The sequence below is a fragment of the Porphyrobacter sp. TH134 genome (assembly GCF_002855495.1).
Lineage (GTDB): Bacteria > Pseudomonadota > Alphaproteobacteria > Sphingomonadales > Sphingomonadaceae > Erythrobacter.
In genome coordinates, this window is record NZ_PKRO01000016.1 from 42707 (window position 1) to 67958 (window position 25252).

Sequence of the window (25252 nt, forward strand, 5' to 3'; positions counted from 1 at the left end):
ATGATCCTTGTTGTTGATGCCATTCCCGATGCGGGCGACCTTGCCGCGATTGCCGAGCGGATCGCCTTGCTCGACTGGCGCGATGGGCGCGAGACGGCAGGTTCTGTCGCGCGCCAGGTCAAGCGTAACGAACAAGGCGCGATGAACAGCACCGCTGGGCGCGCGCTTCAGAACGATCTTGGCCGCGCAATCGCCGACCACCCGGTTATCAAGGCCGCCGCCCAGCCGCGCCGCTTTTCTCCGGTAATTATCAGCCGGACCGGGGTGGGCGGCAAATATGGCGCGCATGTCGATAACGCCCTGATGGGCAGGGGCAGCGCCCGGCTGCGCACGGACCTGTCCTTCACCTTGTTCCTCACGCCGCCCGCCGAATACGATGGCGGCGAACTGGTGATCCACACCGCCGGCGTCACGCAGACGGTCAAGGGTGAGGCAGGAACTCTGGTGCTCTACCCGTCGGGCAGCATCCATGAAGTGGCACCGGTGACGCGCGGTATGCGGATTGTGTGTATCGGCTGGATCGAGAGCCTGGTCGCCGATGCGGCTCAGCGCGAAATGCTGTTTGATCTTGAAAACCTGCGCGCCAGCTTGCGGGCAGCTTTGCCGGGCCAGTCGCCCGAACTGCTGACCCTCGACAAGACGATGGCCAATCTACTGCGGATGTGGGCGCGGCCCTGAAGGGCGGGGGGCAGCGGCGCGTTTGCTTTTCACAGTGAAGTAAAGGATCAGGCTTACGCCGATCACGCTTGGCCCAGCCCAAATCGCCGGATTGAACACATGCTCGGGGATCATGCGGATCAGGCCAACCGACAGGAACGCCGTATAGGCCGAGATGCCCATGCCGATCAGCGCGCGGAAATGCTCGCCGATATGGGTGCCGCGCGGCGGATCGTTCCGGCGCCAGATGTAGCGCTGCTGGATCAGCATGGCGACAATTCCGATGAACGCCACCAGCATCATCAGCGGATGACCGACCGCAAAGCCATAAAACCCGCAATAGGCGCCTGACACGATCACGGCGGCGATCACCGCCTGATAGCGCGGGCGGCGCAAGGCGCGCCGGGTGCGATTGTGCTTCACCACCGCAAGGCCATAGTCGACAAAGCCGATGGTCAGGATGCCAAGATACAGCATCATCCACCCGAACAGGCCATCGAACAGCGCGCGGTCCGTGATTTCGGGGTGCCTTGCTTCTGGCCCGTACAGCGACAGCAGCGCCATTGCGATGGCCAGCGCGCCTGCGCCCAGAAAGCCATAGCACGCCGCCCGGCCCCACTTGCGATGATTGGCCGCGCCCTTGCGGGTCACGATCGGCCCCCAGAACGCGGTCAGCCCGATCGCGCCGGTCACAACGTGCAAGACAACAAGGGCTTCAAACATCGCCATCAGGCCAAGGATGACACAGTCGCTCGTTCACGCAAAGGGCGCAGCGCCGGGGGCCGGATCACCGCACCCGCGACGGGGCCACCAGCACCGCATTGGCGATCATCAGGTCGAGCCCTTCAAGATAGGCGCGGGTCGATGGATCATGCGCAAAGCCGATCACCAGCCCGCGTCCCTGCGGCTGTGCCATGAGGTAGGGCTTATAGGCCAGCTGCCGCCGGTTCTCGTCCCAGACATAGCCGCTGGCGATCAGGTTACCCGGCGCGGCAAAGCGCAGCACGTTGATGCCTGTTGCCCGGTCGAGCGGGGTGAAGATCTGCGTACCTGTCGCCAGCACCACAGCGCCATTATCATAGCCGGCGGACAGGAAGTGATCGGGCTCGCCCACCACATTCAGCAGCGCGCCCGGCAGCGTGTCGGGCAGGGCCGCCTGATCCTTGATCGCCTCGCGGTACTCGGCATCGCTCGTCAATTCGGCCGCTTCGGCCAGATCGCCCTTTGCGCTGTCCCCGCCTTCAGGCTCGCGGCCCAAAGCGGATTCGCGCTTGGTGGCGAGCAGCGGATTGTCGCCGCCGCTGAAGCTTTCAAGGCTTTCCCCCACGGCCACCAGAACACCGCCGCGCTGCACAAAGCTGCGGATCGCGCGCTGGCCGGCATCACCCAGCACGCTGGACGGATCGCCCTCTGGCACCAGCAAAACGTCGTAATCGCTAAGATCGGCCCGCGCGAGACGGGCGGTGCGGATCGGCGTTACCGGCAAGCCCAGCCGTTGCTCCAGAACAAAGCGCAGGGAACCGGCACTCAATTGCGAGACACCGTCGTCCCACGCCACCGCGACGCGGGGCAGGGTCAAGCGCACGAATCGGTCGCTGCCGAGGTTTGGCCCGCTGTCGGTCCAACCACTTTCCAGAGCGACAGTGTGGGCACCGATCTCGCGGGCCAGTTCGGCAAGGCGGGCCATCTTGTCCGGGCCGTTCGATCCCGCCGGGAACACCACCGTACCGCGCGCAAACTCACGCCCGCCGGTGGTAAAGGCGCGGTCGGTGCTGCGACCGTCGATCCCTTCGCGCAGGGCCATTGTGACAAGGCGGGCCTGCCCGCTGTCGGTCCAGGGCACGGCAATGCCAAAACTGCCCGCGCCTTCCGCCTTGGCGGCAATCGGCGCGCCGGATGCCAGCGGATCGCCGCTGACCGCAGCATTGCACAGACTGACATCGACGCCGGCCATCGGTCCAACCGACCACGCGGTCACATCATACAATTCATGCGGCAGATCGACCGACCGGCGGCGTTCCTGTTCGGCAAGGAAATCCGGCGGAAGCGGCGTGTCGCGGTCCAGCAAGCTCCTGACCAGCCGGGCGCCGGGCTGGGCCTGCGGAACGGCAAGATAGCCCGCGGGGTAAGTCTTGCCGCAAACGCTGGCAGCGCCGTCACGCCGCAGCACTGTGAGGCCCTGCTGGGCGAGGCGCTGTCCCAGCCGCTCGGCATTCCAGCGCCGCTTGGCAAGGTCGATCACATAAGTCCCGCGCCCTGCCGCACCAGCGGCGTTGCCGGCACGGTAGGCGGCAAAGTCCGACAGGAACTTGGGCGCGTTGTCAGCCACCGCTGCTGCGGTTGCCAGGCTGGCGGTGAAGTGATTTTCGACCCCATCGGCATAGGTCAGCTCGGTCCCGTCGCGCCGCGCAAAGACCAGCCCCCGCGCTGAACCTTGTTCGTAAGTGCTGCCGATCGCGCCTTGATGCGCGTTCCACGTATCGCCGTATCCGGGGTAAAACAGGTCGAAGACCTCCCGCGTGAAATAGGGCTCACCCTGCGCATCGAAGGCGGCGGCGTTGTAGCGTCCGATCAGCTCATAGCTGCGGATCTGGGCTGGCGTCAGGTTCGGGCTGAAGGGCTGGGCAGCCGGGCTGAAAAAGTACGTTTCGTCCCCGCCCATTTCGTGCAGGTCCACCACCACCACCGGGTTCCAGTCGCGGATCGCGGCGACCTTGCCGCGGGTTTCAGGCTGGCTGAGCGTGAACCAGTCGCGATTGAGATCGAACATGTAGTGATTGACCCGCCCGCTCGGCCAGGGCTCGTCATGCTCGGCAGCCTGCCGGTCGCCGGCCGGCGCAATGCCGGTCGCCGCGAGGAAGTTGTTCACGAACCGTGCCCGGCCGTCAGGGTTCTGCATCGGGTCGATGACCACGATGGTGTTCGCCATGATCTTGGCGGCGCGTGCGTCATCCTGTGCGGCCAGCAGGTGATAGGCGGTCATCAGCGCGGCATCGGTCGATGAAATCTCGTTGCCGTGGACCCCGTAAGCCAGCCAGGTCACCGGCAGGGCCGAACCATTGCCCGCGCGCCCGGCGGCGATGGTGGCCATGTCGGCGCGGATCGCTTCAATCCGGGCCATATTGGCAGGCGCGGACAGCACCAGATAATACAGCGGCCGCCCTTCCCAGCTGACCGCATATTGCACCAACCGCGCGCGATCGGGCGCCGCGTCTGCCAGCGCCTTGAGATAGGTATAGGTCTGATCGGGCGAGGTGATGCGTGCGCCCGGTGCATGGCCCACGGTCCCGGTCAGCGTCGGGATCGCGGGATCGAAGCTGCCTTCGCCAAACGATTGCGCTGCTGCCGGCTGAGCCGCACCCAACGCGGCCGCCAACACGACGAGGCACCGCCCCCAGAACCCACTCTTCATGAAACGCCCTCGCATGATCGCCCGAAACCGGCCCCCGCCAGCCTTGCCGCGAACAGCGCGCCCTGGTCAAGCAGCGAGGAAGGATTGGCGCAGGAGAGGGACTGATGCCCGGCCATCAAACCATCTCCACTCTGCCGATAAGCGGCGGGGAGATGGTGGGCGCGACAGGGATTGAACCTGTGACCCCACCCGTGTGAAGGGTGTGCTCTACCGCTGAGCTACGCGCCCGCCCGAAGGGCTGATTTGCCCGGACAGGGGGGCGCCTTTAATCGGGCCTTGCGTGCTTGGCAAGCGTCCACGGCCGACGTGCGTGCGATTTCGCCCCTCTTTACCCCCCGGCCAGCCATGCCAGCACGGCGAGCATCCCTTCTGGTTGCCGGGCGGATGCCGGTGCGTGCGCCTGCGCGGGGCTTGCGGGGCATTCGGCACAGAAGGCCTGGATCCCGCGCGTCTCAAGCAGGCGCTGGGCATCGCGCGCGATTTGGGCGGTGAGGTTTTGGCGGCGGGTCGCGGTCATCGCAAACAGATCACCATGGCTGGCCACCGGCGCGCGGGCTGCCGCTTCGCTGGTGACCAACTGCCGGATCAGCGAATCATAACTCGCTGCCTGCTCACCGAGATAGACCGCGTGCCATTCGCCGTCCTTCGCGCCCGCCTTGTCCGCCGCCCAGGCAAGCGCGTCATTCAGCCCGCCGAATTGATCGACCAAGCCGAGCTGACGCGCGGTTCCGCCATCCCACACCTGGCCTTGCGCGGCCGCCTCGACCTTGTCCGCGGGCACGCCTCTGGCCTTGGCGACCATCGCGACAAAATCCTTGTAGGTGCCGCTGATCGAGCTCTGGAACAGGGCATCCATTGCCGGGGTAAAGCCGCCGACAAAATCGGGCTGGCCCGAAAGCGGCGTGGTCTGGTAGCCATCGGCGTTCACGCCAAGCCGGGCGGCGGCGCCTTCAAACGTCGGGACGACAGCGAAGACCCCGATCGAACCGGTAATGGTCGCAGGCTCTGCGAAAATCCGTTCACCCGGCATGGCCACCCAGTAGCCGCCGCTCGCCGCGATATTGCCAAAGGAGACCGCGACCGGAATCTTGCGGTCGCGGTGGCGCTGGATCGCGCGGCGGATTTCTTCGGACGCGGTGACCGAACCCCCCGGCGAATCGACCCTGACCACCAGTGCGGCCAGATCATCATCGAGCGCATCGTCGAGCAGGTCAGCAATGCGCGTGCCGCCCGCAATGCCGGGGCCAGCCTCGCCATCGACGATTTCGCCGGCGATGGTGACCACTCCGATGGCCTTGCCCGACTTGCGCTCGCCGATGTCGGCGAGAAAGGGATCAAGCTCGCTTGCGGCGAAGGCGCCGGGCTTGTTGCTCCACGGGTCCTTGCCCGCCAATTCAGCCACCCGCGCGCCGAACTGGGCGCGGTCGCCCAGCTTGTCGACCAGCCCTGCCTCCAGCGCCGCCTTGGCCATGTCGCCGCCTGCGCCTTCGATCCAGGCCGCCGGATCGCTGGTCACGCGCGCCAGCGCCAGCTTGGGCCGGGCCTTGGTGACATTGGCTTTGTATTCTTCCCACAGCGCGCCGTAGAGCCCGCCGATATTGGCGCGCGCCTCGTCCGACATGGAACTGCGCGAATAGGGCTCGACCGCCGATTTGAAGTCGCCCACCCGGTAAATCCGCGCATTGATGCTGAGTTTTTCCAGCAGGCCAGCATAATAGAGGCTGGTGCCGCCCGGTCCGGCGATCACCGCCACGCCTTGCGGGTCCAGCCACACTTCGCTGGCATGGGACGCCAGCAGCATGTGATCATCGGCATAGCCCACGGCATAGGTCAGCACCGGCTTTTTCGCCTTGCGCGCCCGGTCCATCGCCGCGCCAATATCCTGCAAGTGAACCTGTCCGCCGCCAAGGAAGGTGGTGAGATCCAGCACCACCGCCTTGATGCGATCATCGTTGGCGGCGGCATCGATGGCGCGGACAATGTCGCGCGCGCGGTGTTCGCCCACCGGGGCGCTGCGCGACAGGATCGCTTCGATCGGGTCGAGCACGGATTTCTCTTCGACCACGATCCCGGACAGATCAATCAGCAGCGCGCCGTCGCGCACTTGCCCGGGGTTGGGGCGGGCCGAGAGAATGCCGAACAGGGCCACGAAAAACAGCAGCATGAACAACAGGACGAGACCGTCCTTGATCCCCACGAGGATCTTCCACACCTTGCCGACGAAACTCATCCGATATCCTTTTTGCCTTGGCCGTGTGCCTTGGTGGCCCCTGATCTAGGGGCTTTGCACAGCAAGTTCTATGAGAAAGCTTACGCCGTGGGTTGAGCGGTGGATGAGGCTCGACTAGGGGCGTGGATTGATGGTGCCGAGCGAAACTTCTCCGAGCATGGGCCGCTTTCCGGGCGGACGGCTCGCCTTTCCCCATCGCGATCTGACCGGCATCGGCCAGTTGCAGCGCCACGAAATCCTCTACCTGCTGCACGAGGCTGAACAATGGGTGGCGCTGAACCGCCAGCGGTCCAAGCACACCGACCTGCTGGCGGGCCTCACCATCATCAACGCCTTTTTCGAAAACTCCACCCGCACGCTGCTGAGCTTTGAGATCGCGGGCAAGCGTTTGGGGGCGGATGTGGTCAACATGCACGCTGCCACTTCGAGCGTGAAGAAGGGCGAGACGCTGATCGACACCGCGATCACGCTCAATGCGATGCGGGCCGATGCGATTGTCATCCGCCACGGATCGTCTGGCGCGACCGGGCTGATTGCGGACAAGGTCGATTGTCCGGTGCTGAATGCGGGCGATGGCCAGCACGAACACCCGACCCAAGCCCTGCTCGATGCGCTGACGCTGCGCCATGCGCTGGCAGAGCGGGGTGAGGGGGCGGAGGACTTTACCGGCCTCAAGATCGTGATCTGCGGCGATATTCTGCACAGCCGGGTGGCGCGGTCGAACATTCTGTGCCTGACCGCGATGGGCGCCAACGTTCGGGTGTGCGCGCCGCCTGCGCTGATGCCGCTGGGTGTTGAGGCGATGGGGGTGGAGGTGCACCACCGCTTTGATGATGCGCTGGACGGTGCGGAAGTGGTGATGATGCTGCGGCTGCAATCCGAGCGGATGAGCGGGCAGTTCATCCCAAGTCCCCGCGAATATCGCCACCTCTACGGGCTGACAGCCAAGCGCCTCGCCATCGCGGCACCGGGCGCGCTGGTCATGCACCCCGGCCCGATGAACCGCGGGGTCGAGATCGACAGCGAGGTCGCCGATCTGGCGGGCCGGTCGCTCATCACCCGGCAGGTCGAAATGGGCGTGGCGATCCGCATGGCCTGCCTCGACATCCTGACCCGGGAAGCGCGCGGTGTGGAGGGCTGGGCATGAAACAGGCGCAGCCGAGCACCATCACCAATGCCCTGCTGGTGACGCCTGCCGGGCTGGTACAGGGCGCCTTGCGCTGCGCTGACGGCGTGATTGCTGCGCTGGGGCCGGACGTCACGCCTGAGGACGGCGACGAGGTCGTCAATGCGCGGGGCAAGATCATCGCCCCCGGGCTGGTCGACTTCGGCGTCTTCGCGGTCGACAAGCCCGCGTTCCATTTTGGCGGGATCACCCGCGCAGCGCTGATGCCCGACCAGTCCCCGCCGCTCGATCTGCCGAGCCGCGTGGGCTTCATTGCCAAAAGCGGCAAGCCCGATCTGTGGGTTCACCCGCTGGCCGCCGCGACGCGGGGCCTTGAGGGGCGCGAGCTGGCGGAACTCGCGCTGATGCAGGATGCGGGCGCGAAAGCGGTCGCCACCGGGCGGCGCTGGATCGCAGATTCGGGTGTGATGCTGCGCCTGCTGCAATATGCCGCGATGCTGGATCTGGTGGTGGTCACCCATGCCGAAGACGGCGGCCTCGCCGGAGAGGCTGCTGCCACCGCAGGCGAAATCGCCACCCGGCTGGGCCTGCCCGCCGCGCCTGCCGAGGCTGAGGCGCTGGCGATTGCCCGCGATATTGCGCTGGCCGAATTGGCAGGCGCGCGGCTCCATATCCGGCAGGTCACCACCACTCGCGGCTTTGCACTGGTGCGCGCGGCGAAGGCGCGGGGGCTTGCCGTTACCTGCGGGATTACGCCTGCGCATTTCCTGCTGTCCGACCTTGCGACCGCCGATTTCCGCACCTTTACAAGGCTTTCGCCCCCCTTGCGTAGCGAGGCCGACCGGCAGGCTGCACTCGCCGCGATTGCCGATGGCACGGTGGACGTGATCGCCAGCGGCCATGATCCGCGCGGGCCCGAGGACAAGCGCCTGCCCTTCGCCGATGCCTTGCCCGGCATGGCGGGGGCCGAAACCCTGCTGGCGATGACGCTGGGGCTGGTGCGTGACGGCGTGATCGACACCCCCCGCGCCTTTGACCTCACCGCCCGCAATCCCGCCCGCTTGCTGGGGGTGCCCGCCGGGGAACTGGCGGCAGGGCTGGAGGCCGACCTCGCCCTGATCGACGCCGATGCCCCGTGGATCATCGACCGCCGCAAGATGGAGGCGACGGCCGACAACACCCCGTTCGACCGGCAGGGCACGCAAGGGCGGGTGCTGGGCCTGTGGAAGGGCGGCGTGCGAATTGCGCGTTAGGGCAGCGTCCGACAAACCCAGCCTGAAACGGGCACCGCCTGTTGGATGGCCCCGCGTTTTCTGGTGGAATCGCGCCATTTCCCGCCCTGCGCCCGGCGTTTCACGCCATCATCGCAGGCCCTGTGCTACAGGAATGCCGCTGCGCTGGCCGCTGGCGCGCCGCAAGAAAACTCCCGGACAGCGCGTGGCCACCCGGGAGCAAGGCTTGCTCAAATGTTGCACCAGGAGACGGGTTTAGCGGCTGCGCGACGCCATCTGGACATCGCGCTTGATCGCCCCGGCGGGCGGGCTGGAGGCCGCATAGGCAAAGCACCCGCGTCCGGCCGATTTCACTGTGCCGCACAGCGATTTGGCACTGTTCGCGCCGAAACCGGCTGCGGCCACGCGCCAGAAGGTGCGGCCGTTCACAACCGCCTCGGTGATGACCGGCTTGTGATCCTTGAGCTGCGGGAACTTGCCTTTCAGCACCGTCCAGCCGCGTTCGGCCTCGACCTTGCTGGTATAGGAGCCAAGCTGCACGAGATGGGTTGCGGGGCCTTTGTCCTTCGGTGCCGGAGCGGCAGCGGTGGCCGCCATCCGGCGCTGGGGCGTGGCAGCGGCCATCCGGGGGGCGGCGGGCGCACGCGGGGCGCTGGCCGCGGGAAGCTGCTGCACCACCGGGTTCGAGACATAGCGCGCACCGGTTTCCGCAGCGGCAAGGGTGCGAATTTCGGGTTCCGGCGCGGCAAAGGCCTGCGCAAAAGCGGGTGAGGGGGCAGCAAGCGCGGGCTGGACCGGTTCAGCCCCGGGCATGTCAGCCGCGGCCAAATCCACCGTTGCTTGCGAGGCGGCTTCCGCCACCATCACATCCTGCGACGGGAAGTTGGCCAGCGCCAGCTGCTGCGGCTGGCCACTATCAGCGCGCGGGCTGACGCCCAGCATCGTGGCGATGCGCAGTTCGAACTGTTCCGGCGCGGACATGGCCGCCCATTGCGACAGGCGCGCATTGAGCTGGTCGGCCGGCACGTCCTCGGCGGCCATCACCCGCGCCAGCCGCCAATTGCCTGCCAGCGCATAGGTGTAAGCAAGGTTCTGGCGCAGCTTGGGCGAGGGCGCTTCGCTGGCGCGGACAGCGTTGATCAGCACATGGACGCCGCGCTCGGGCTGGCCGCCCAGCGCGAGGGCAAGGCCAAGGTCAGCCGGGTCGATCGCCTGGGCATAATCATCCAGCATGGCCGTTGCCGCAGCGCCTTCGCCCAGCGCAATCTTGGCCAGCGCAAAACTCAGGACGGTGCGCGGATTATCGTCGCCCAGATCCAGCGCATCGTTAAAGCTGGTGGCAGCCGAGGCAAACCGGCCCGCTTCAAGATAGGCTGCGCCCAGCAAGGCGCGGAAACCGGGGTTGCGCGGTTCGGCCAGCACAGCGGCTTCGGCGTGCATGATTGCCTTGTCGACCTGCCCCTTGGCGAGCGCGGTTTGCGCGCTGCCGAACGACACATCGGCGCGCGGCGCGGCATTGGTTGCGCAGCTCGACAGCGCGATGCTGGCAAGGGCGGTGGTGACGGCCAGCGCGAGGCGCGGCGTGGTCTGGCTGCCGGTCTTGATGCTGCGGTCCATGGTCAAAGTCCCCCGTAGGTCGTGTGCTTGGCGTAAGCGGTAAGTGGCGGTTCAGCGCCGGTCAGTGGCGCTTGAGATGGTTGGCGATAACGTCGAGCTCGTCATATTCGGCGAGCAGCCGGTCGAGCGCTTCAGTCACCAGCACCTGCGCGCTGACGCCCTGCATGGTGGCGGCAAGACGCAGCTTGAGATGGCGGTCAGCGTCCAGCCGCAGCGTAAAGGCGGCGCGGCGTCCCGATTGCACGGCAGGCAGGCGGCCAGCGCCTGGCGCGCGCGTCGCGCGCGGCGCGGGGGCAACCATGACAGGGTCGGCCAGCGGCGCATGCGCTGGGGCGAGCGGAGCGTAGGCGGCGCTGTCGTCCTCGCTCTCGTCTTCGACGTCATCGAAGGCTTCGCCGTAAACCGGCGCTTCGTCTTCGTCATATTCGGGGTCGGCATCGTCCGGGCCGGTCATGACCGCATCGGCGAGCACCCGTTCTTCCAACCGGCGCTGCTGGCGGCGCACGATCGGGCCGCCTTCTGCGCCCAGCCCACCGGCAAAATCACCGGACGTAACATCGGCGTTGATGGGCACGATGGTCGCGCCAAAGTCGCGGCTGGCGGGCTGGTCGGTATCGCCCATGTCGTTCCAGCCGAGATCTTCGAGATGATCTTCGGCCAGCGCCGCGATCGCGGCTTCATCTGCCACCAGCGGAGCAACCTGCGGCCGCATGGCGGGCTTCGCGCCGCCCTTGCGGGCCAGTAGGGAGGGGCCGAGTGAGGCAAAACCGGATTCGGACATGGCGCGCGGCCCCCGTTTGCTTACTGGGCCACCCGGCGGCCGAAACCGCCAGCGGGACGCGGCACGCCGCCCAATTGCTGGGCCTGACCATTGGGGGCAGGCGCAAACACGGTGCGGCGGAAGTTCTTTTCGAGCCGGTCGGCAACATAGCGCCACAATGCGGTGATCTCGGCCGCCGAACGGCTTTCGGGATCGACCTCCATCACGGTCCGGCCATCGATCATCGATGCGGCGAAGTCCGTGCGGTGGTGCAGGGTAATCGGGGCGACCGTGCCATGCTGCGACAGCGCGACGGCGGCTTCCGAGGTGATCTTGGCCTTGGGGGTTGCGCCATTGACGACGAACACCAGCGGCTTGCCCGCGCGTTCGCACAGATCGACCGTTGCGCCCACGGCGCGCAGATCGTGCGGGCTGGGCCGGGTTGGCACCACGATCAGTTCGGCGACCGAAATCACCGACTGGATCGCCATGGTGATCGCTGGCGGGGTATCGATCACCGCCAGCTTGAAGCCCTGCTGGCGCAGCACCGCCAGATCATTGGCCAGCCGCGAGACTGTGGTCTGCGCAAAGGCAGGATATTCCGCCTCACGCTCGTTCCACCAGTCGGCGAGTGACCCTTGCGGATCGATGTCGATCAGCACGACCGGACCGGCGCCTGCGCGCTGGGCCTGAACGGCGAGATGTCCGGACAGGGTGGTCTTGCCCGATCCACCTTTTTGCGATGCCAAAGCGAGTACACGCAACGCTTGGGTCCCCCTGGATTGATCCGCTGCGGGCCGCCCGATTGCGACGCCTGACAGTGGCTGGATGGGGATGGGATCGCAGGATACCCCTAATTTACGGTTAACACCCAAGGCCTTCGTTGAGGCGGTTGTCCGCGCGCTCGTCGGCTTGATGCGATCATCCGGGGCACGCCGTGCGGCCACAGGGGCGTTGGCAACGATTTGCTAACCGTGTTTCGCTAAAGCTCGCGGTGGGCAGTTTGGTCGCTCACTCCCGCAACAAGGCAGCAACAACGATGGCACGGATCATGGTATCGCAAGGGGCACAATCAGGCGCGCGGTCGCGCGGTCGGATCGGCGCAGCGGCGCTGATGTTGGTGGCAGGAGCGCTGGCCGCACCGGCGCTGGCGGATGTGAAGGCCGGGGTCGATGCCTGGACGGCGGGCGATTTCAGCCGCGCCGTGGTGGAATGGCAGGGCCCGGCTGCTTCGGGCGATGCCGATGCCTTGTTCAATCTGGCACAGGCCTACCGCCTTGGCCGGGGTGTCGAGATCGACAATGCACGGGCTCGCAAGCTGTATGAAGAAGCCGCCCAGATGGGCCATGTGAAAGCGGCCGACAATTACGGGCTGATGCTGTTTCAGGAAGGCGAACAGCAACGCGCGATGCCGATGATCCGCGCCGCCGCCGACCGCGGCGATCCACGCGCGCAATATGTGCTGGGCCTGTCGCACTTCAATGCTGATTACGCCGCGCGCGATTGGGTGCGCGCCTATGCGCTGATGACGCTGGCCAACAGCGCAGGCCTGCCGCAAGCGCGCGATGCGCTGACGCAGATGGACAATTACGTGCCGCAAGCCCAGCGCGCGCAGGCCCAGTCACTCGCCCGCGAGCTTGAGGCCGGGGCCAAGTCGCAGCGCTCAACCGAATTGGCCGCCGCAGAATTGGGCACGCGCATGGCCGCGCCAGCTGCTGTTGCTGCGACCCCGGCGGTCGCTGCAACCCCCGCCGTGCAGCCAGCGGTGTTGGTGGCAGCGAATCAACCGGCTCTGCTGCCCGCCGACAAGCCCGCCGCCAGCGCTCCGGCGCCGATCGCGCCGCGCAAGGCCGGCAATTGGCGCGTGCAACTCGGCGCATTCGGGGTTCCGGGCAATGCCGACCGGTTGTGGGGGCAGGTGAGCAAGCATGCCGCGCTGGCGGGCACCCGCAAGACTTTGCTGCCCAGCGGCAAGATCACCCGCCTGCTGGCCACTGGCTTTGCCAGCGAGGCCGAAGCCAGCCGCGCCTGCGCCGCGCTCAAGCGGGACGGGCAGGCCTGTGTGGTGGCCGGGCAGGTCTGAGACCCCGCCCCGGTCCAGACCGTCACGCGCAGCAGCGCTTTTCAACCGCTGCGATGGTGCTACCCTGCGCGGCTACAGTCTGGGGGATCAGCGGTGGCAAACATGATGGATGCAGCAGCGGCGCAGGGCGCTGCCAAGACAGACGAGAGCGCTCTGGCGCAGCCGGTCACGGCCGCACGGCGGATCGACACGCTCGATTTTATTCGCGGGCTCGCGGTGATGGGCATCCTTGGCGCCAATATCATTGCCTTTGGCCAGCCGATGGACGCCTACATGTACCCGGCCGCCTTCCGCACCGATCCGGGTGATCCGGGCGGGTGGCTGTGGATCGCCCAGTTCGTGGCGGTCGATGGCAAGATGCGCGGATTGTTCACCCTGCTGTTCGGTGCAGGGATGTATCTGTTCATGGAAAAAGCCTGGGCGCGGGGCGCCACCCGCGCGCTGCAAGCGTGGCGCTTGCTGATCCTCGCCGGCTTCGGGCTGATCCATTTCTTCTTCATCTGGCCGGGCGACATTCTGTTTTACTACGCGATGTTCGGCCTCGTCGCGCTCGCCTGCGTCCGCTGGAGCGTGAAGGCCCAGCTGGGCGTAGGGCTGGCGGGATACATGCTGGGGGTGGTGTTCTACCTCAGTCTGACGTTCCCTTGGCTGGTCGCCGATACCCCCTTCGGCGACACGATGCCCGAAGAGCGCGCCAGCTATATCGCGGAAATGCAGGCGACGCTTGCCCGGGGCGAAATCCCCAGCACGGCGATTGCGTCGGGCGATTATGGCGGGCTGGTTGCCCATCGTCTGACCGAACAATGGTCCGACCCGCTGTTTGGCGCATTGCTGTTCGGGTTCGAGACCTTGCCACTGATGCTGATCGGCATGGCGCTGTACCGGCTCGGATTTTTCAATGGTGCGATTGATCGCCGCAAGCTGCTGCGCTGGGGCTGGATCGGGGTGATGGCCGGAGCGTTGGCGCATCTGGGGATCGCGCTGGTGGTGCGCAGCGGGGGCTTTACCTATTTCGGCACGCTGGCGGGCTTTATCGCGTGGAGCCCGCTGCCGCGGCTGTGGATGGTACTGGGGCTGGCCGCGCTGCTGGTCGCCTATGCGCCGGGCGCGACCGGCTGGCTGGGCGACCGGGTGCGGGCCGCAGGGCGCGCAGCGTTCACCAATTACCTCGGCACGTCGCTGATGATGATGCTGGTGTTCCACGGCTGGGCGCTGGGCCTGTTCGGACAGCTGAACCGCCCGCAGCTGTATCTGGTGACGGTGCTGGGGTGGATCGCGATGCTGGCATGGTCGAAACCATGGCTGGATCGCTATCACTACGGCCCGCTGGAATGGCTGTGGCGGTGTCTGACCTATCGCACGGTATTTCCGCTGCGGAAATGAATGAGATCTGCTTTTCCTGCGGCGGCGCATTCGCCGCCAGTCCGGACGGGACGACGCATGCCTACATGGCATCGAGCCCCGGCTGCTGGGCAGCTTACACGGCTGTGCTCGCCCGCGAATATCAGGACCCTGCGCTGTTCGATCGGTGTCATCGTCTGACGGTCGATGCCTATGCCGTGCAGCATCCCGGCAATGCGGACGAGCGGCGCGCCCGGCAATCCTTCTGGATCCATGGTGCCTCGCTGTGGATGGTGCTGCGCCTGGGACGCGCCCATGCCGAGGCGACGGCGGCGCTCAAGACGCTGGCGCAAGGCGAGTTTCCCGCACCCCTGCCGCCGGTCGGTTTCGCTCTCCAGCACGCGCATGTGCTCGCCGCGCCGGAAGCAGAGCACGAACGGCAGGTGAGGGCATGGGCGGAAGCCGCTCTTGCCGGCTGCGCCCCCGCGCATGCGGAATTCGCGGCGCTCGCCGGAAAGGCAAAATAATTCCGCTCAGCCCACGAGCCTCCTTGTTACTGCGAATAATTCGCATATAGTGCGTCCTGCAAACGCTTCGCAGGAGTGATTCGAGCGGCCATGTACATCTGCATCTGCAATGCCATCCGTGAGACTGATTTGCGTAAAGCCGCGCTGACTTGCGAAGGCGACGCGGAAGCGACTTATGCCTGCCTCGGCAAGCGCCCAAATTGCGGCCAGTGCCTTGATGAAGCGCAAGAAATCATCGATGCCGAACGGGCTGCGGTGCGCTGCGACAAGTTCGCAGTAGAACACGCCTGATCCGCGATTGCGAACGCCTCGCAAGCGACTGATTCGCAAAGATATTTCTTGCCCGCCCCCTTGCGGATAGGCCCCGCCAGCGTGTATCTAGGATGCAACGCCGGCCACCGGCTTTGATTTTTCGCAAAGGAACTCCCCATGAAGGGCGACCCCAAGGTTATCGACTATCTCAATCAGTGTCTCACAAACGAGCTGACCGCGATCAACCAGTATTGGCTGCATTATCGCGTTCTCGACAACTGGGGCATGAAGAAGCTGGCAGCTTACGAACGCCACGAATCGATCGAAGAAATGGAGCACGCCGACAAGCTGGCCGAGCGCATCCTGTTCCTCGAAGCGCTGCCCAATTTTCAGGCAATCCACAAGCTGAAGGTCGGCGAGAACGTCGAGGAAGTGCTGCGCGCCGACCTCGCGCTCGAACATGAGGCGATCCCGCTGCTCAAGGATGCAGCAGAATACGCCCGCAGCGTGAAGGACCATACCTCGGCCGGGCTGTTCGAATGGATCCTCAAGAACGAGGAAGAGCACGTCGACTTCCTCGAAACCCAGTTCGAAATGATCGAGCGCATGGGCCTGCACAATTATTGTCAGCTGCAAAGCCAGCCTGCTGGCGAAAAATAAGGGCAAGCCGCAAGGATGCACAAAAACAGGGCAGGGCCGGAGACGGCGCCTGCCCTTTTTGTTGGGGTGCGGGGTTATTCGCTGGGCACGGCTGGCACTGTGTCGCGGATAAAGGCCGACAATTCGGCAGCCGGCATGACGCGCGAAAGTGTTCCCTCTGCATCCATCTGCGGCAGGCGACGGCCATCGGGCAAGAAGGATCGCGCAGCAAAGCCATCCCCCTCGCGGTGATAGGTCACGCAGAATTCGCGGGCAGCGATGCGGTCGAAGGTCGCAACCATGACAGCCGTGAGGTAGGTCGTCTCTTCGTCCCACGTGGTCAGTGGTTCTCGGCTGTAAATCGAGATGCCGTTAAGCCCCTTGTAGCAGAAGGCATTGCCGCGCCGGGTATGCTGCGATTCCGTTGCCAGCCAGATGCCGGGTGCGAAGGTGGCGAAAGATTTCTCGTTCGCTCCGCCTGGCGGCGCAGCGCGAACCCTGAGGCTTGTGAAGCCGGGTAAACTGGGAGCGGCGGCCCCAGAGAGATCGGTGACTGACGGAACCTCGCCGTCGAGATCGTGCAGCAGATTGCCCGCAAGGCCGCCTTCGCGCGCGCCGATCTCGGCGCGAATATCGATCCCGCTTTTTTGCCAGTCCGGCACCGTTTCGCCGGGTTCCAGCAGGCTGTCGATGATGGGAGCGATGATCTCATCCAGTTCTGCACTGGCGGACAAGAGCGTGAAGAATGCGCCGATCTCTTCCGTGCTGAAGCCCGCCAGCGGGGGAGAACCTTGGGTTGCCTCGGCTGCATTCCCGTCAGCAGACGGTTTGGCTTCCTGAGCAAAAAGGGGGGAGGCTCCCGCGCCGAGCGCTAGCGTTCCTGCAATAACCCAGGCTTTGCGCGTTTTCATTGCATTCCTCACCCCTTCGGCGGCTGCGCCCCGATGGCGGCCAGCCGCGTCTCGAACAGGAAGAACCCCAGCCCCGTCACCAGCAGCGCCATGGTCATCACCCACAGACCCGCGATCAGCGTGCCGATTTGCGAGGTGATATAGGCCGAGACGAACAGCAGCATGATCACCGCGCTGATCATCACGGCGGCCGCGGTCGAGAACATGATGGCGCCCTGCATCAGCTTGCGCCGCTGCATCAGCCAGCCGAATTCGCGCACCTGCCGGGGGGTGCGGTGTTCTTCCATCTTGTCCTCGATGGTCTCGATCCGTTTGGCGATCCAGATCATCCGGCTCATGATGACATTCATCACCGCGCCGATGCCGGACAGGAGGAACGCGGGCGCAAGGCTCAGTTGCACCACCTGCTGCACTCGCGGGGTGGAGGCAGTGCGCTCGAAAATCTCCAGCGCGAAGGGCAGGCGGGCCTCTGCGGCGATAGCGAGCAGATCGAGCACCATCGGCGGCTAGTCCTTGGCGTAGGGGTTCTTGTTGGTCTTCAGCGTCACGCGCACCGGCACGGCGTCAAAGCCGAGCTTGGCGCGGATGCCGTTGACGAGGTAGCGCTCATAACTGGTGGGCAGCAGGTCAAGGCGGCTGCCGAAGATCACGAAGCGCGGCGGGCGGGTGCCGGCCTGGGTGATATAGCGCAGCTTGATCCGCTTGCCGCCGGGCGCGGGGGGCGGATTGGCTTCCAGCGCATCATCGAACCAGCGGTTGAGGGCAGCGGTGGAAACGCGCTTGGACCATGCCTCGCGCAGGTCAAACGCGCCGCAGAGCATCTGGTCGAGGCCCTTGCCGGTCTTGGCTGACACGGCGAACAGCGGCAGGCCGCGCACTTGCGCCAAGCCATCGTCCAGCGCGGCACGGATGCCGTTGAACAGCCTGCTCGCGTCTCCGGCCACGTCCCACTTGTTGATCGCGATCATCAGCGCCCGGCCTTCTTCGAGCACGTGGGCCGCGATCTTCAAATCCTGATGCTCAAGCCCCTGTGTGGCGTCGAGCAACAGCACCACAACCTCGGCAAAATCGACCGCTCGGCGCGCGTCTGCAACCGAGAGCTTTTCCAGCTTTTCGGTGACGTTCTTCTTCTTGCGCATGCCCGCGGTATCGATCAGGCGAATCTCGCGCTTCTCGCCCGTGCGGGGATCGGTCCAGTTCCAGTCGATCGCAATCGAATCGCGGGTGATCCCGGCTTCGGGGCCGGTCAGCAGGCGGTCCTCGCCCAGCAGACGGTTGATGAGGGTGGATTTCCCGGCATTCGGGCGGCCCACGATGGCGAGCTTCAGCGGCCCGGCGGGACGGTCTTCCTCGGCCATAGCGGCGGCTTCCAGCCGGGCGATGTCGCCGGCCTCTTCCCATTCTTCGGATGCTGCGCCGATGATCGGCCACAGCCCGCCGAACAGATCGGCGATGCCTTCGCCATGCTCGGCCGACATGGCCAGCGGTTCGCCAAGGCCCAGCGCATAGGCTTCCATTGCGCCGCTTTCGCCGCCCTTGCCCTCGGCCTTGTTGGCGACGACGACCACGGGGACGGATTGTTCGCGCAGGTAGCGGGCGATTTCCTCGTCCATCGGGGTCAGGCCTGCGCGCGCATCGACCACGAACATCGCGGCATCCGCGCCGGCCAGGCTGGCTTCGGTCTGTTTGCGCATCCGGCCCGGCAGGCTGAGATCGTCCTCGTCTTCCCACCCGGCGGTGTCGACTATGGTGAACTTCAGCCCCGCGATCTCGGCATCGCCCATCCGGCGGTCACGGGTGACGCCGGGCTGATCGTCGACGAGGGCGAGTTTCTTGCCCACCAGCCGGTTGAACAGCGTGGACTTGCCCACATTGGGGCGGCCGATGATGACGACTTCTGGCTTCTTGGGGAGGGACATAATGCCGCCCAAGTGCGCGCAAACGCCCGTTTTGGCAAGCTGGGAGCCGAAGCCCCCCTTGCTTCAGCCCTTTTTGGCGACCGGCGGGTTATCGCCCAGGTCTTCGTACCAGGCTTCGACCGGGCCGGTCAGCTTGATGGTGAGCGCCTGACCCTTGCGGTCAACGGCCTTGCCCGCCTGCACCCGGACCCAGCTTTCCGAGATCGAATATTCCTCGACATCGGTGCGCACCCGGTCCTTGAACCGGATGCCGACCCCGCGCCGTAGCTTGTCGCCATCGAAGAACGGGCTCTTCGGATTGACCGACAGGTGATCGGGCGGCACGTCTGCACCGGCAGTCGTCGGGGTGGTTTCGGGAGTTTCTTCGGTCATGGGCGCGCCCTTAATCGGCAATGTGAAACCGTTCAAGCGGGTTGCGCTTGCCCTTTTGGCTCGGTGGCGATAATGGCGGCGGCTAATACGCGCGGGAGGCCACCAGCTTCCCGCGCGGCTTCGTTCGGGCATGCGGGCGTGGCGAAATTGGTAGACGCACCAGATTTAGGTTCTGGCATCGCAAGATGTGGGGGTTCGAGTCCCTTCGCCCGCACCAACTTCGCCCTGACCCAGCCCGGCCTACCGGATTTTTGGCAAGAAGGCTTCAACCAGTCACCATGCAAACCAAGCAGACCGTCAACGAAGGGCTCAAGCGCGCCTATCTGATCACGATCCCCGCCGCCGATCTCACCGCGAAGATCGATGCCGAGATCAAGAAGGTGGCCCCGCAGGTGCGGATGCCCGGCTTCCGTCCGGGCAAGGTGCCTGCCAACCTCGTCAAGAAGATGCACGGCGAGGCCCTGCACGGTCAGGTGGTCAACGATACGATTCGCGAATCGGTCGACAAGCTGCTGCGCGACGAAGCGCTGCGCCCCGCGATGCAGCCGGAAATCGGCCTTAACGACGATTACGAGCAGGGCAAGGACGCCGCGATCACCGTCAGCCTCGAAGTGCTGCCGACCATCGAAGCCCCGAGCATTGACGGGCTGAAGCTGGAAAAGCTGGTCGTGCCGGTGACCGACGCACAGATCGACGAAGCGCTCGGCAACATTGCCAGCCAGAACAAGAGCTACAAGGACGCCGCCAAGACCAAGAAGGCGGCCGATGGCGATCAGCTGATCATCGATTTCGTCGGCAAGCTGGACGGTGTCGAGTTTGACGGCGGCAAGGCTGAAGACGCAGCGCTGGTGCTGGGTTCGGGCACCTTCATCCCGGGGTTTGAAGACCAGCTGGTCGGCGTGAAGACCGGTCAGGAAAAGACCATCACCGTGACCTTCCCGGCCGATTATCAGGCCGCGCATCTCGCAGGCAAGGACGCCACCTTCGACATCACCGTCAAGGCAGTGAAGGTGGAAACCGAAACCACGCTGGACGAAGAATTCGCCAAGAGCCTCGGCCTTGATAGCCTCGACAAGCTCAAGGAGATCATGAAGGCGCAGCTGGAACAGCAGACCGCCGGACTCACGCGCACCCAGATGAAGCGCGCCCTGCTCGATCAGCTGGCCGCAGGCCACAGCTTCGAAGTCCCCGGCACGATGGTTGAGGCCGAATTCGCCCAGATCTGGGCGCAGCTTCAGCAGGAAGCCGCCCGCGAGGAAGATCCCGCAGCGGCGCTCAAGCAGATCGAGGACGAGAAGGACGAATACAAGTCCATCGCCGAACGCCGCGTGCGCCTCGGCCTGCTGCTGTCGGAAATCGGCCAGGCCAACGGCGTGGAAGTCACCGGTCAGGAAATGGGCATGCTGATCCAGCAGGCCGCCCAGCAGTACCGCCCGGAAGATCGCCAGCGTTTCGTTGAATATGTGCAGTCCGATCCGATGGCCGCCGCCCAGCTGCGCGCGCCGCTGTATGAAGACAAGGTCGTCGACTTCCTGTTCGACAAGGCCGACGTCACGGAACGCGAAGTGACCATCGAGGAACTTCAGGCCGCGATCGAAGCCGAAGACGGCGCCGAAGCAGCCCCTGCGCCCAAGAAGGCTGCGGCGAAGAAGAAGGCCCCCGCCAAGAAGGCCGAAGCGGCTGAGGAAGCCCCGGCTGCCGAGGAAAAACCCGCCAAGAAGGCACCGGCCAAGAAGGCTGCGCCCAAGAAGGAAGCGGCTGCTGCTGAAGAAGCCGAAGCCAAGCCTGCCAAGAAGGCTCCGGCCAAGAAGGCCGCGGCCAAGAAGTAAGGCGCTCCCCCGGCCCCTTCCTTCCGGGAGGGGCGGGGGTCAGTGCGGCGCCGGGACGCTTATTCCTCTACGGGGCGCCACGGACGGAATGTGGGCGCGGGCAGCTTGGCTGTCCGCGCTTTTTCATAGGCGGCGCCTGCTTTCAGCACGGCATGATCCTGCCACTGCCCGCCCATGATGCTGAAGCCGATTGGCAGGCCTTCAACCCCGCCCATCGGCACGGTCAGATGCGGGTAGCCTGCAATCGCGGCGAGATAGCCTGCGCCAACGCCGCCGCCGAAATTGTCGCCGTTGACGAGGTCGGTGCTCCACGCAGGCCCCTGGGTGGGCGCGACAAGGAACGTCACCTTGTTATCGGCCAGCAGCTTGTCGATTCCCTCGACCCGGGTCAGGCGGCGCAGCGTGGCGAGGTTTTTGGCATAGGCCTCGGCATCGGTGGTGGTCAGCGCCTGCTCGAACAATTCCTGCTTGAACCAGCGCATTTCATCGTCCGCATTGGCGGTGTTGAAGGCGACCACATCGGCCAGACTGCGCGGGCCTCCGGCAACCGGGCGGCCTGCCAGATACTTGTCCATCTCCTCGCGCAGTTCGTACATCAGCACGGGGAGGGAGGCTTCCCACATTTCGGCCGGCGGCGCGTATTCGACATCGACCAGCACCGCGCCAAGCCGGGTGAGGTCTGCAAGCGCGGCATCAAACAGCGCCTTGATATCCGCGCGCTGGCCCGCAGCGCTGCGGATCACCCCGATCCGGACGCCTTTGAGCGAGGCGGTATCCAGTCCGGCGGTGTAATCGGGCACGCGCTTGGCTTCCAGCGTCACCGGGTCCGCCGGGTCTGCGCCCGCAATGGCGGTCAATAGCAGGGCCGCGTCATACACGGTGCGCGTCATCGGCCCGGCGGTGTCCTGCGTGCTCGAAATCGGCACGACATGGGTGCGGCTGACGATCCCGACGCTGGGCTTGAACCCCACGAGGCCGTTCATGCTGGCGGGGCAGCTGATCGAGCCATTGGTTTCTGTCCCGATCGCAGCCCAGGCAAATCCGGCCGCCACCGCGGCGCCGCTGCCTGCGGAGGATCCGCAGGTGTTGCGGTCAATCGCGAAAGGATTGCGGGTCAGCCCGCCCACGCCGCTCCACCCGCTGGTGGAATTGTTGGAACGGATGTTGGCCCATTCCGACAGGTTGACCTTGCCTAGCACCACGCCGCCCGCTTTGCGCATTTGCGCGATCAGCGGCGCATCGCGCCCGGTGGCATTGTCTTTCAGCGCCAGGCTGCCCGCCGTGGTCGGCCATTCGGCGGTTTCGACATTGTCCTTCACCAGCACGGTGCGGCCATGCAGGGGACCGGCATTTAGCTGCTGGCGTGCGGTAACAGCCGCAGCCGGATCATAGGCGATGACCGCGTTGATCATCGGGCCATTATCGTCGAGCGCCTGGATCCGCAGCAGATATTCATCGACCGCCGCAAGCTCGTCCAGCGCCGCCTCGTCAGGCGTGCCGGCGCTGGTAGGCGGCGCAGCGGGCGGGGCAGAGGACTGGGCAAAGGCCGGAATGGCAGTGGTGGCAAACAGAAGAGCGAGCGCCGTGCGGGCGGGCAATGATGTGTTCATGACTTAGGGGTTTGCCACTTTTGCGCTGGCGCTCAAGCGGAAAACGCAGCCGGTGATGCCCGCCGTTTGCACGGCAATTCACAGGCACGTGGTAAACGCCCTTGAAATTGCCCCCCAGCGTCCGACATAGCCAGTTCGACATCCAGCAAGGACAAGGCGCTTTCATGATCGATCTGTTCGGCAATTCCGGCGAAACCTACGGCACCCAGGGCCAGTTCACCCGCGATCCCTATACGGGCGCGCTGGTGCCGGTCGTGGTGGAGCAGACCAGCCGGGGCGAACGCAGCTTCGACATTTTCAGCCGACTGCTGCGCGAACGAATCGTGTTCGTCACAGGTCAGATCGAAGACGGCATGGCCAGCCTGGTGACCGCGCAGCTCTTGTTCCTTGAAAGCGAAAACCCCTCCAAGCCGATCAGCATGTATATCAACTCGCCCGGCGGCGTGGTGACGGCGGGCCTCCAGATTTATGACACCATGCAGTACATCAAGCCGCGCGTGTCGACGGTGTGCATGGGGCAGGCGGCGTCGATGGGCAGCTTCCTGCTGGCCGCGGGCGAGCCGGGGATGCGCATCGCGCTCCCCAATGCGCGGATCATGATCCACCAGCCTTCGGGCGGCGCGCGCGGGATGGCTTCGGACATCGAGATCCAGGCGCGCGAGATCCTGCGCATCCGCAGCCGCATGAACGATCTCTACGTGAAGTTCACCGGCCGCAGCCTTGAAGAAATCGAAAAGGCGATGGACCGCGACACCTTCCTTGAAGCGGAAGAGGCCAAGACCTTTGGTCTGGTCGATAAGGTGTTCGAAACCCGGCCCGAAAACGAAGAAACCGGTGACGAAAGCGGTTCGGGCGGCGCGCCTGAATAAGGGCTGGCCCGCTACCTGCTCCGGGGCGGGACATGTGCTGACCTTGCGCGGGTATTCCGCAGGATTGCGGGCGTACTCGCTATTGTAACAGCACGAATTTGTGCGGCATGTGTTGATTCATGCGGTGCGAGCGATACACTTGACGAATCCGCCCGAGGCAGCTTGGCGATGGCTTCCGCGGATTCGAGGACACAGGAATGACCAAATTGAGCGGATCCGATAGCAAAAGCACCCTCTATTGCAGCTTCTGCGGGAAGTCGCAGCACGAGGTGCGCAAGCTGATCGCCGGGCCCACCGTGTTCATCTGCGATGAATGCGTGGAACTGTGCAACGACATCATCCGCGAGGAAACCAAGGCAGGGATCGCCGGCAAGAAAGATGGCGAAATCCCCACGCCGATGGATATCTTCACGACGCTGAATGATTACGTGATCGGCCAGGACCGCGCCAAGCGCGTGCTCGCGGTGGCCGTCCACAATCACTACAAGCGGCTGAAGCATTCGGGCAAATCGGGCGAGGTTGAACTTGCCAAGTCGAACATCCTGCTCGTCGGCCCCACCGGGTCGGGCAAAACGCTGCTGGCGCAAACGCTGGCGCGCACCTTCGATGTGCCCTTCACGATGGCCGATGCGACCACGCTGACCGAAGCGGGCTATGTGGGCGAGGATGTCGAGAATATCATCCTCAAGCTGCTGCAAGCCTCCGACTACAATGTCGAAAAAGCCCAGCACGGCATCGTCTATATCGACGAGATCGACAAGATCACCCGCAAGGCCGAAAACCCCTCGATCACCCGCGACGTTTCGGGTGAGGGCGTGCAGCAGGCGCTGCTCAAGCTGATGGAAGGCACCACCGCCTCGGTGCCGCCGCAGGGCGGGCGCAAGCATCCGCAGCAGGAATTCCTGCAAGTCGACACAACCAATATCCTGTTCATCTGCGGCGGGGCTTTCGCGGGCCTCGACAAGATCATCGCCGACCGCTTGCAGAAGCGCTCGATCGGCTTCGGTGCGCATGTTGCCGATCCGGACAAGCGCCGCGTGGGCGAGCTGCTGGAAAAGTCCGAGCCTGAGGATCTCCTCAAGTTCGGCCTGATCCCCGAATTCGTCGGCCGTCTGCCGGTGATCGCCACGCTGCACGATCTGGATGTGCCCGCGCTGGTGACGATCCTCAACGAGCCCAAGAACGCGCTGGTGAAGCAGTATCGCAAGCTGTTCGAGCTGGAAGATGTGGAGCTCACCTTCACCCCCGACGCGCTTCAGGCGATTGCCGAGCGTGCGATCAAGCGCAAGACCGGCGCGCGCGGGCTTCGCTCGATCGTCGAAGGCCTGCTGCTCGACACGATGTTCGATCTTCCCGACATGGAAGGCGTCACCGAAATCGTGATCGACGCCGATGTCGTCGCGGGCAAGAAGGAACCGATCCGCGTGATCGGCGCTGAAAAGAAGAAGGAAGAAGCGGCGTAATTTGCGATATGGTGCGCTTGGTAATGCCTGTGGAAATATTCAAATAGTTTAGTCAAATTTTGAAAGAACGGAAACCGAGTGACTGATTTGCTGCCCCAATCAGTCAGCAAACAGGAAGCTTCTGCTCGCGAAGTTTCGCAGCAAAGCCATGGTTTATTAAAAGTTCCCGATGAATTCGCGCGGGCAAAGAGAAATGTTCTTTTTTGGGCTGTGGTAACCTTTTTGCTTTCGATGGGAGAGGTAGGGCCTAGCAAAAGCATTGAAGTAACAGGTTTTATTCGGAATTTTCATTTTCAGCAGAGTTTCCTAGGCTCAGGCCCCATTAAATTGCTTGCGCGAGACGTGATCGGTTGATTCAATGGCGGCGCTGAGGAGGCGCTGCCGTTGACTGAAGTCTGGATGT

Annotated in this window: 23 protein-coding genes and 2 tRNA genes; 13 read left to right on the top strand and 12 right to left on the bottom strand. The window is 64.9% G+C overall.

Features of this window, described 5'->3' with window-relative positions:
- Complete coding sequence (locus C0V72_RS08845) at positions 1–678, top strand: Fe2+-dependent dioxygenase (protein ID WP_101793724.1); 678 nt, start codon at positions 1–3, stop codon at positions 676–678.
- On the opposite strand, the gene C0V72_RS08850 is transcribed toward C0V72_RS08845, so the two are convergent.
- The 4 genes from C0V72_RS08850 to sppA all read right to left on the bottom strand — a co-directional run bounded on the left by C0V72_RS08850 (position 652) and on the right by sppA (position 6299).
- A complete protein-coding gene (locus C0V72_RS08850; RefSeq protein WP_172438967.1) occupies positions 652–1386 on the bottom strand; it encodes a hypothetical protein in 735 nt (244 codons plus the stop codon). The genes C0V72_RS08845 and C0V72_RS08850 overlap by 27 nt on opposite strands.
- Positions 1387–1444: 58 nt before the next feature.
- The gene (locus tag C0V72_RS08855) at positions 1445–4084 is read right to left on the bottom strand and encodes a M14 family metallopeptidase (protein ID WP_101793731.1); all 2640 of its coding nucleotides are present in this window, start codon (positions 4082–4084) and stop codon (positions 1445–1447) included.
- 138 nt (positions 4085–4222) lie between these two features.
- Positions 4223–4297, bottom strand: a tRNA-Val gene (locus tag C0V72_RS08860).
- 100 nt (positions 4298–4397) lie between these two features.
- Positions 4398–6299 carry a signal peptide peptidase SppA gene (sppA, locus tag C0V72_RS08865; RefSeq protein WP_101793734.1) on the bottom strand — a complete coding sequence of 634 codons (1902 nt, stop codon included), beginning with the start codon at positions 6297–6299 and terminating at the stop codon, positions 4398–4400.
- A 157-nt stretch (positions 6300–6456) separates the two neighbouring features.
- Between sppA and C0V72_RS08870 the strand changes: the two genes are divergently transcribed.
- Both C0V72_RS08870 and C0V72_RS08875 read left to right on the top strand, forming a co-directional pair.
- Positions 6457–7446 (top strand): aspartate carbamoyltransferase catalytic subunit, encoded by a 990-nt coding sequence (locus C0V72_RS08870; protein ID WP_442792576.1) that lies wholly within the window; start codon positions 6457–6459, stop codon positions 7444–7446.
- The gene (locus tag C0V72_RS08875; protein WP_101793739.1) at positions 7443–8678 is read left to right on the top strand and encodes a dihydroorotase; all 1236 of its coding nucleotides are present in this window, start codon (positions 7443–7445) and stop codon (positions 8676–8678) included. Before C0V72_RS08870 ends, C0V72_RS08875 begins: the two co-directional genes overlap by 4 nt.
- Before the next feature lie 234 nt (positions 8679–8912).
- Here the strand turns inward: C0V72_RS08875 and C0V72_RS08880 are convergent, their stop codons facing one another.
- The 3 genes from C0V72_RS08880 to C0V72_RS08890 all read right to left on the bottom strand — a co-directional run bounded on the left by C0V72_RS08880 (position 8913) and on the right by C0V72_RS08890 (position 11798).
- Positions 8913–10274: a tetratricopeptide repeat protein gene (locus tag C0V72_RS08880; protein WP_101793742.1), complete on the bottom strand. Its 1362-nt coding sequence runs from the start codon at positions 10272–10274 to the stop codon at positions 8913–8915.
- A 61-nt stretch (positions 10275–10335) separates the two neighbouring features.
- Positions 10336–11055 (bottom strand): hypothetical protein, encoded by a 720-nt coding sequence (locus C0V72_RS08885; RefSeq protein ID WP_101793745.1) that lies wholly within the window; start codon positions 11053–11055, stop codon positions 10336–10338.
- 20 nt (positions 11056–11075) lie between these two features.
- On the bottom strand, positions 11076–11798 hold the full coding sequence (locus C0V72_RS08890; RefSeq protein WP_101793748.1) for a ParA family protein: 723 nt from the start codon (positions 11796–11798) through the stop codon (positions 11076–11078).
- A 275-nt stretch (positions 11799–12073) separates the two neighbouring features.
- Here C0V72_RS08890 and C0V72_RS08895 point away from each other — a divergent pair, with 275 nt between their 5' ends.
- The 5 genes from C0V72_RS08895 to bfr all read left to right on the top strand — a co-directional run bounded on the left by C0V72_RS08895 (position 12074) and on the right by bfr (position 15897).
- Positions 12074–13117, top strand: coding sequence for an SPOR domain-containing protein (locus C0V72_RS08895; protein WP_233999862.1), 1044 nt, complete (start codon positions 12074–12076; stop codon positions 13115–13117).
- Positions 13118–13219: 102 nt separating this feature from the next.
- Positions 13220–14500: a DUF418 domain-containing protein gene (locus C0V72_RS08900; RefSeq protein WP_233999863.1), complete on the top strand. Its 1281-nt coding sequence runs from the start codon at positions 13220–13222 to the stop codon at positions 14498–14500.
- A complete protein-coding gene (locus C0V72_RS08905; RefSeq protein ID WP_101793751.1) occupies positions 14497–14985 on the top strand; it encodes a DUF5946 family protein in 489 nt (162 codons plus the stop codon). Before C0V72_RS08900 ends, C0V72_RS08905 begins: the two co-directional genes overlap by 4 nt.
- 90 nt (positions 14986–15075) lie before the next feature.
- On the top strand, positions 15076–15276 hold the full coding sequence (locus C0V72_RS08910; protein WP_101793754.1) for a (2Fe-2S)-binding protein: 201 nt from the start codon (positions 15076–15078) through the stop codon (positions 15274–15276).
- A 138-nt stretch (positions 15277–15414) separates the two neighbouring features.
- Positions 15415–15897, top strand: coding sequence for a bacterioferritin (gene bfr, locus C0V72_RS08915; protein ID WP_101793757.1), 483 nt, complete (start codon positions 15415–15417; stop codon positions 15895–15897).
- A gap of 74 nt (positions 15898–15971) precedes the next feature.
- Here bfr and C0V72_RS08920 read toward each other — a convergent pair whose 3' ends face one another.
- The 4 genes from C0V72_RS08920 to C0V72_RS08935 all read right to left on the bottom strand — a co-directional run bounded on the left by C0V72_RS08920 (position 15972) and on the right by C0V72_RS08935 (position 19078).
- Positions 15972–16787, bottom strand: a complete 816-nt coding sequence (locus C0V72_RS08920; RefSeq protein ID WP_101793760.1) for a hypothetical protein — start codon at positions 16785–16787, stop codon at positions 15972–15974.
- A gap of 8 nt (positions 16788–16795) precedes the next feature.
- Positions 16796–17287 (bottom strand): DUF2721 domain-containing protein, encoded by a 492-nt coding sequence (locus C0V72_RS08925; RefSeq protein ID WP_101793763.1) that lies wholly within the window; start codon positions 17285–17287, stop codon positions 16796–16798.
- A 6-nt stretch (positions 17288–17293) separates the two neighbouring features.
- Positions 17294–18706, bottom strand: coding sequence for a ribosome biogenesis GTPase Der (der, locus tag C0V72_RS08930; protein ID WP_101793766.1), 1413 nt, complete (start codon positions 18704–18706; stop codon positions 17294–17296).
- A 63-nt stretch (positions 18707–18769) separates the two neighbouring features.
- Positions 18770–19078, bottom strand: coding sequence for a DUF3297 family protein (locus C0V72_RS08935; RefSeq protein WP_101793769.1), 309 nt, complete (start codon positions 19076–19078; stop codon positions 18770–18772).
- Positions 19079–19210: 132 nt separating this feature from the next.
- On the opposite strand from C0V72_RS08935, the gene C0V72_RS08940 reads away from it, so the two are divergent.
- A tRNA-Leu gene (locus tag C0V72_RS08940) sits at positions 19211–19295 on the top strand.
- 61 nt (positions 19296–19356) lie between these two features.
- A complete protein-coding gene (tig, locus tag C0V72_RS08945; protein WP_101793771.1) occupies positions 19357–20907 on the top strand; it encodes a trigger factor in 1551 nt (516 codons plus the stop codon).
- Positions 20908–20966: 59 nt separating this feature from the next.
- On the opposite strand, the gene C0V72_RS08950 is transcribed toward tig, so the two are convergent.
- Positions 20967–22517 carry an amidase gene (locus C0V72_RS08950; protein ID WP_101793774.1) on the bottom strand — a complete coding sequence of 517 codons (1551 nt, stop codon included), beginning with the start codon at positions 22515–22517 and terminating at the stop codon, positions 20967–20969.
- A 164-nt stretch (positions 22518–22681) separates the two neighbouring features.
- On the opposite strand from C0V72_RS08950, the gene C0V72_RS08955 reads away from it, so the two are divergent.
- From C0V72_RS08955 to C0V72_RS16210, 3 genes are all read left to right on the top strand, one after another.
- Positions 22682–23386 carry an ATP-dependent Clp protease proteolytic subunit gene (locus C0V72_RS08955; protein WP_101793776.1) on the top strand — a complete coding sequence of 235 codons (705 nt, stop codon included), beginning with the start codon at positions 22682–22684 and terminating at the stop codon, positions 23384–23386.
- A 197-nt stretch (positions 23387–23583) separates the two neighbouring features.
- Positions 23584–24849, top strand: a complete 1266-nt coding sequence (gene clpX / locus C0V72_RS08960; protein ID WP_101793778.1) for an ATP-dependent Clp protease ATP-binding subunit ClpX — start codon at positions 23584–23586, stop codon at positions 24847–24849.
- Between the two features lie 78 nt (positions 24850–24927).
- The gene (locus tag C0V72_RS16210; protein WP_143704553.1) at positions 24928–25203 is read left to right on the top strand and encodes a hypothetical protein; all 276 of its coding nucleotides are present in this window, start codon (positions 24928–24930) and stop codon (positions 25201–25203) included.
- Positions 25204–25252: the final 49 nt, after the last annotated feature.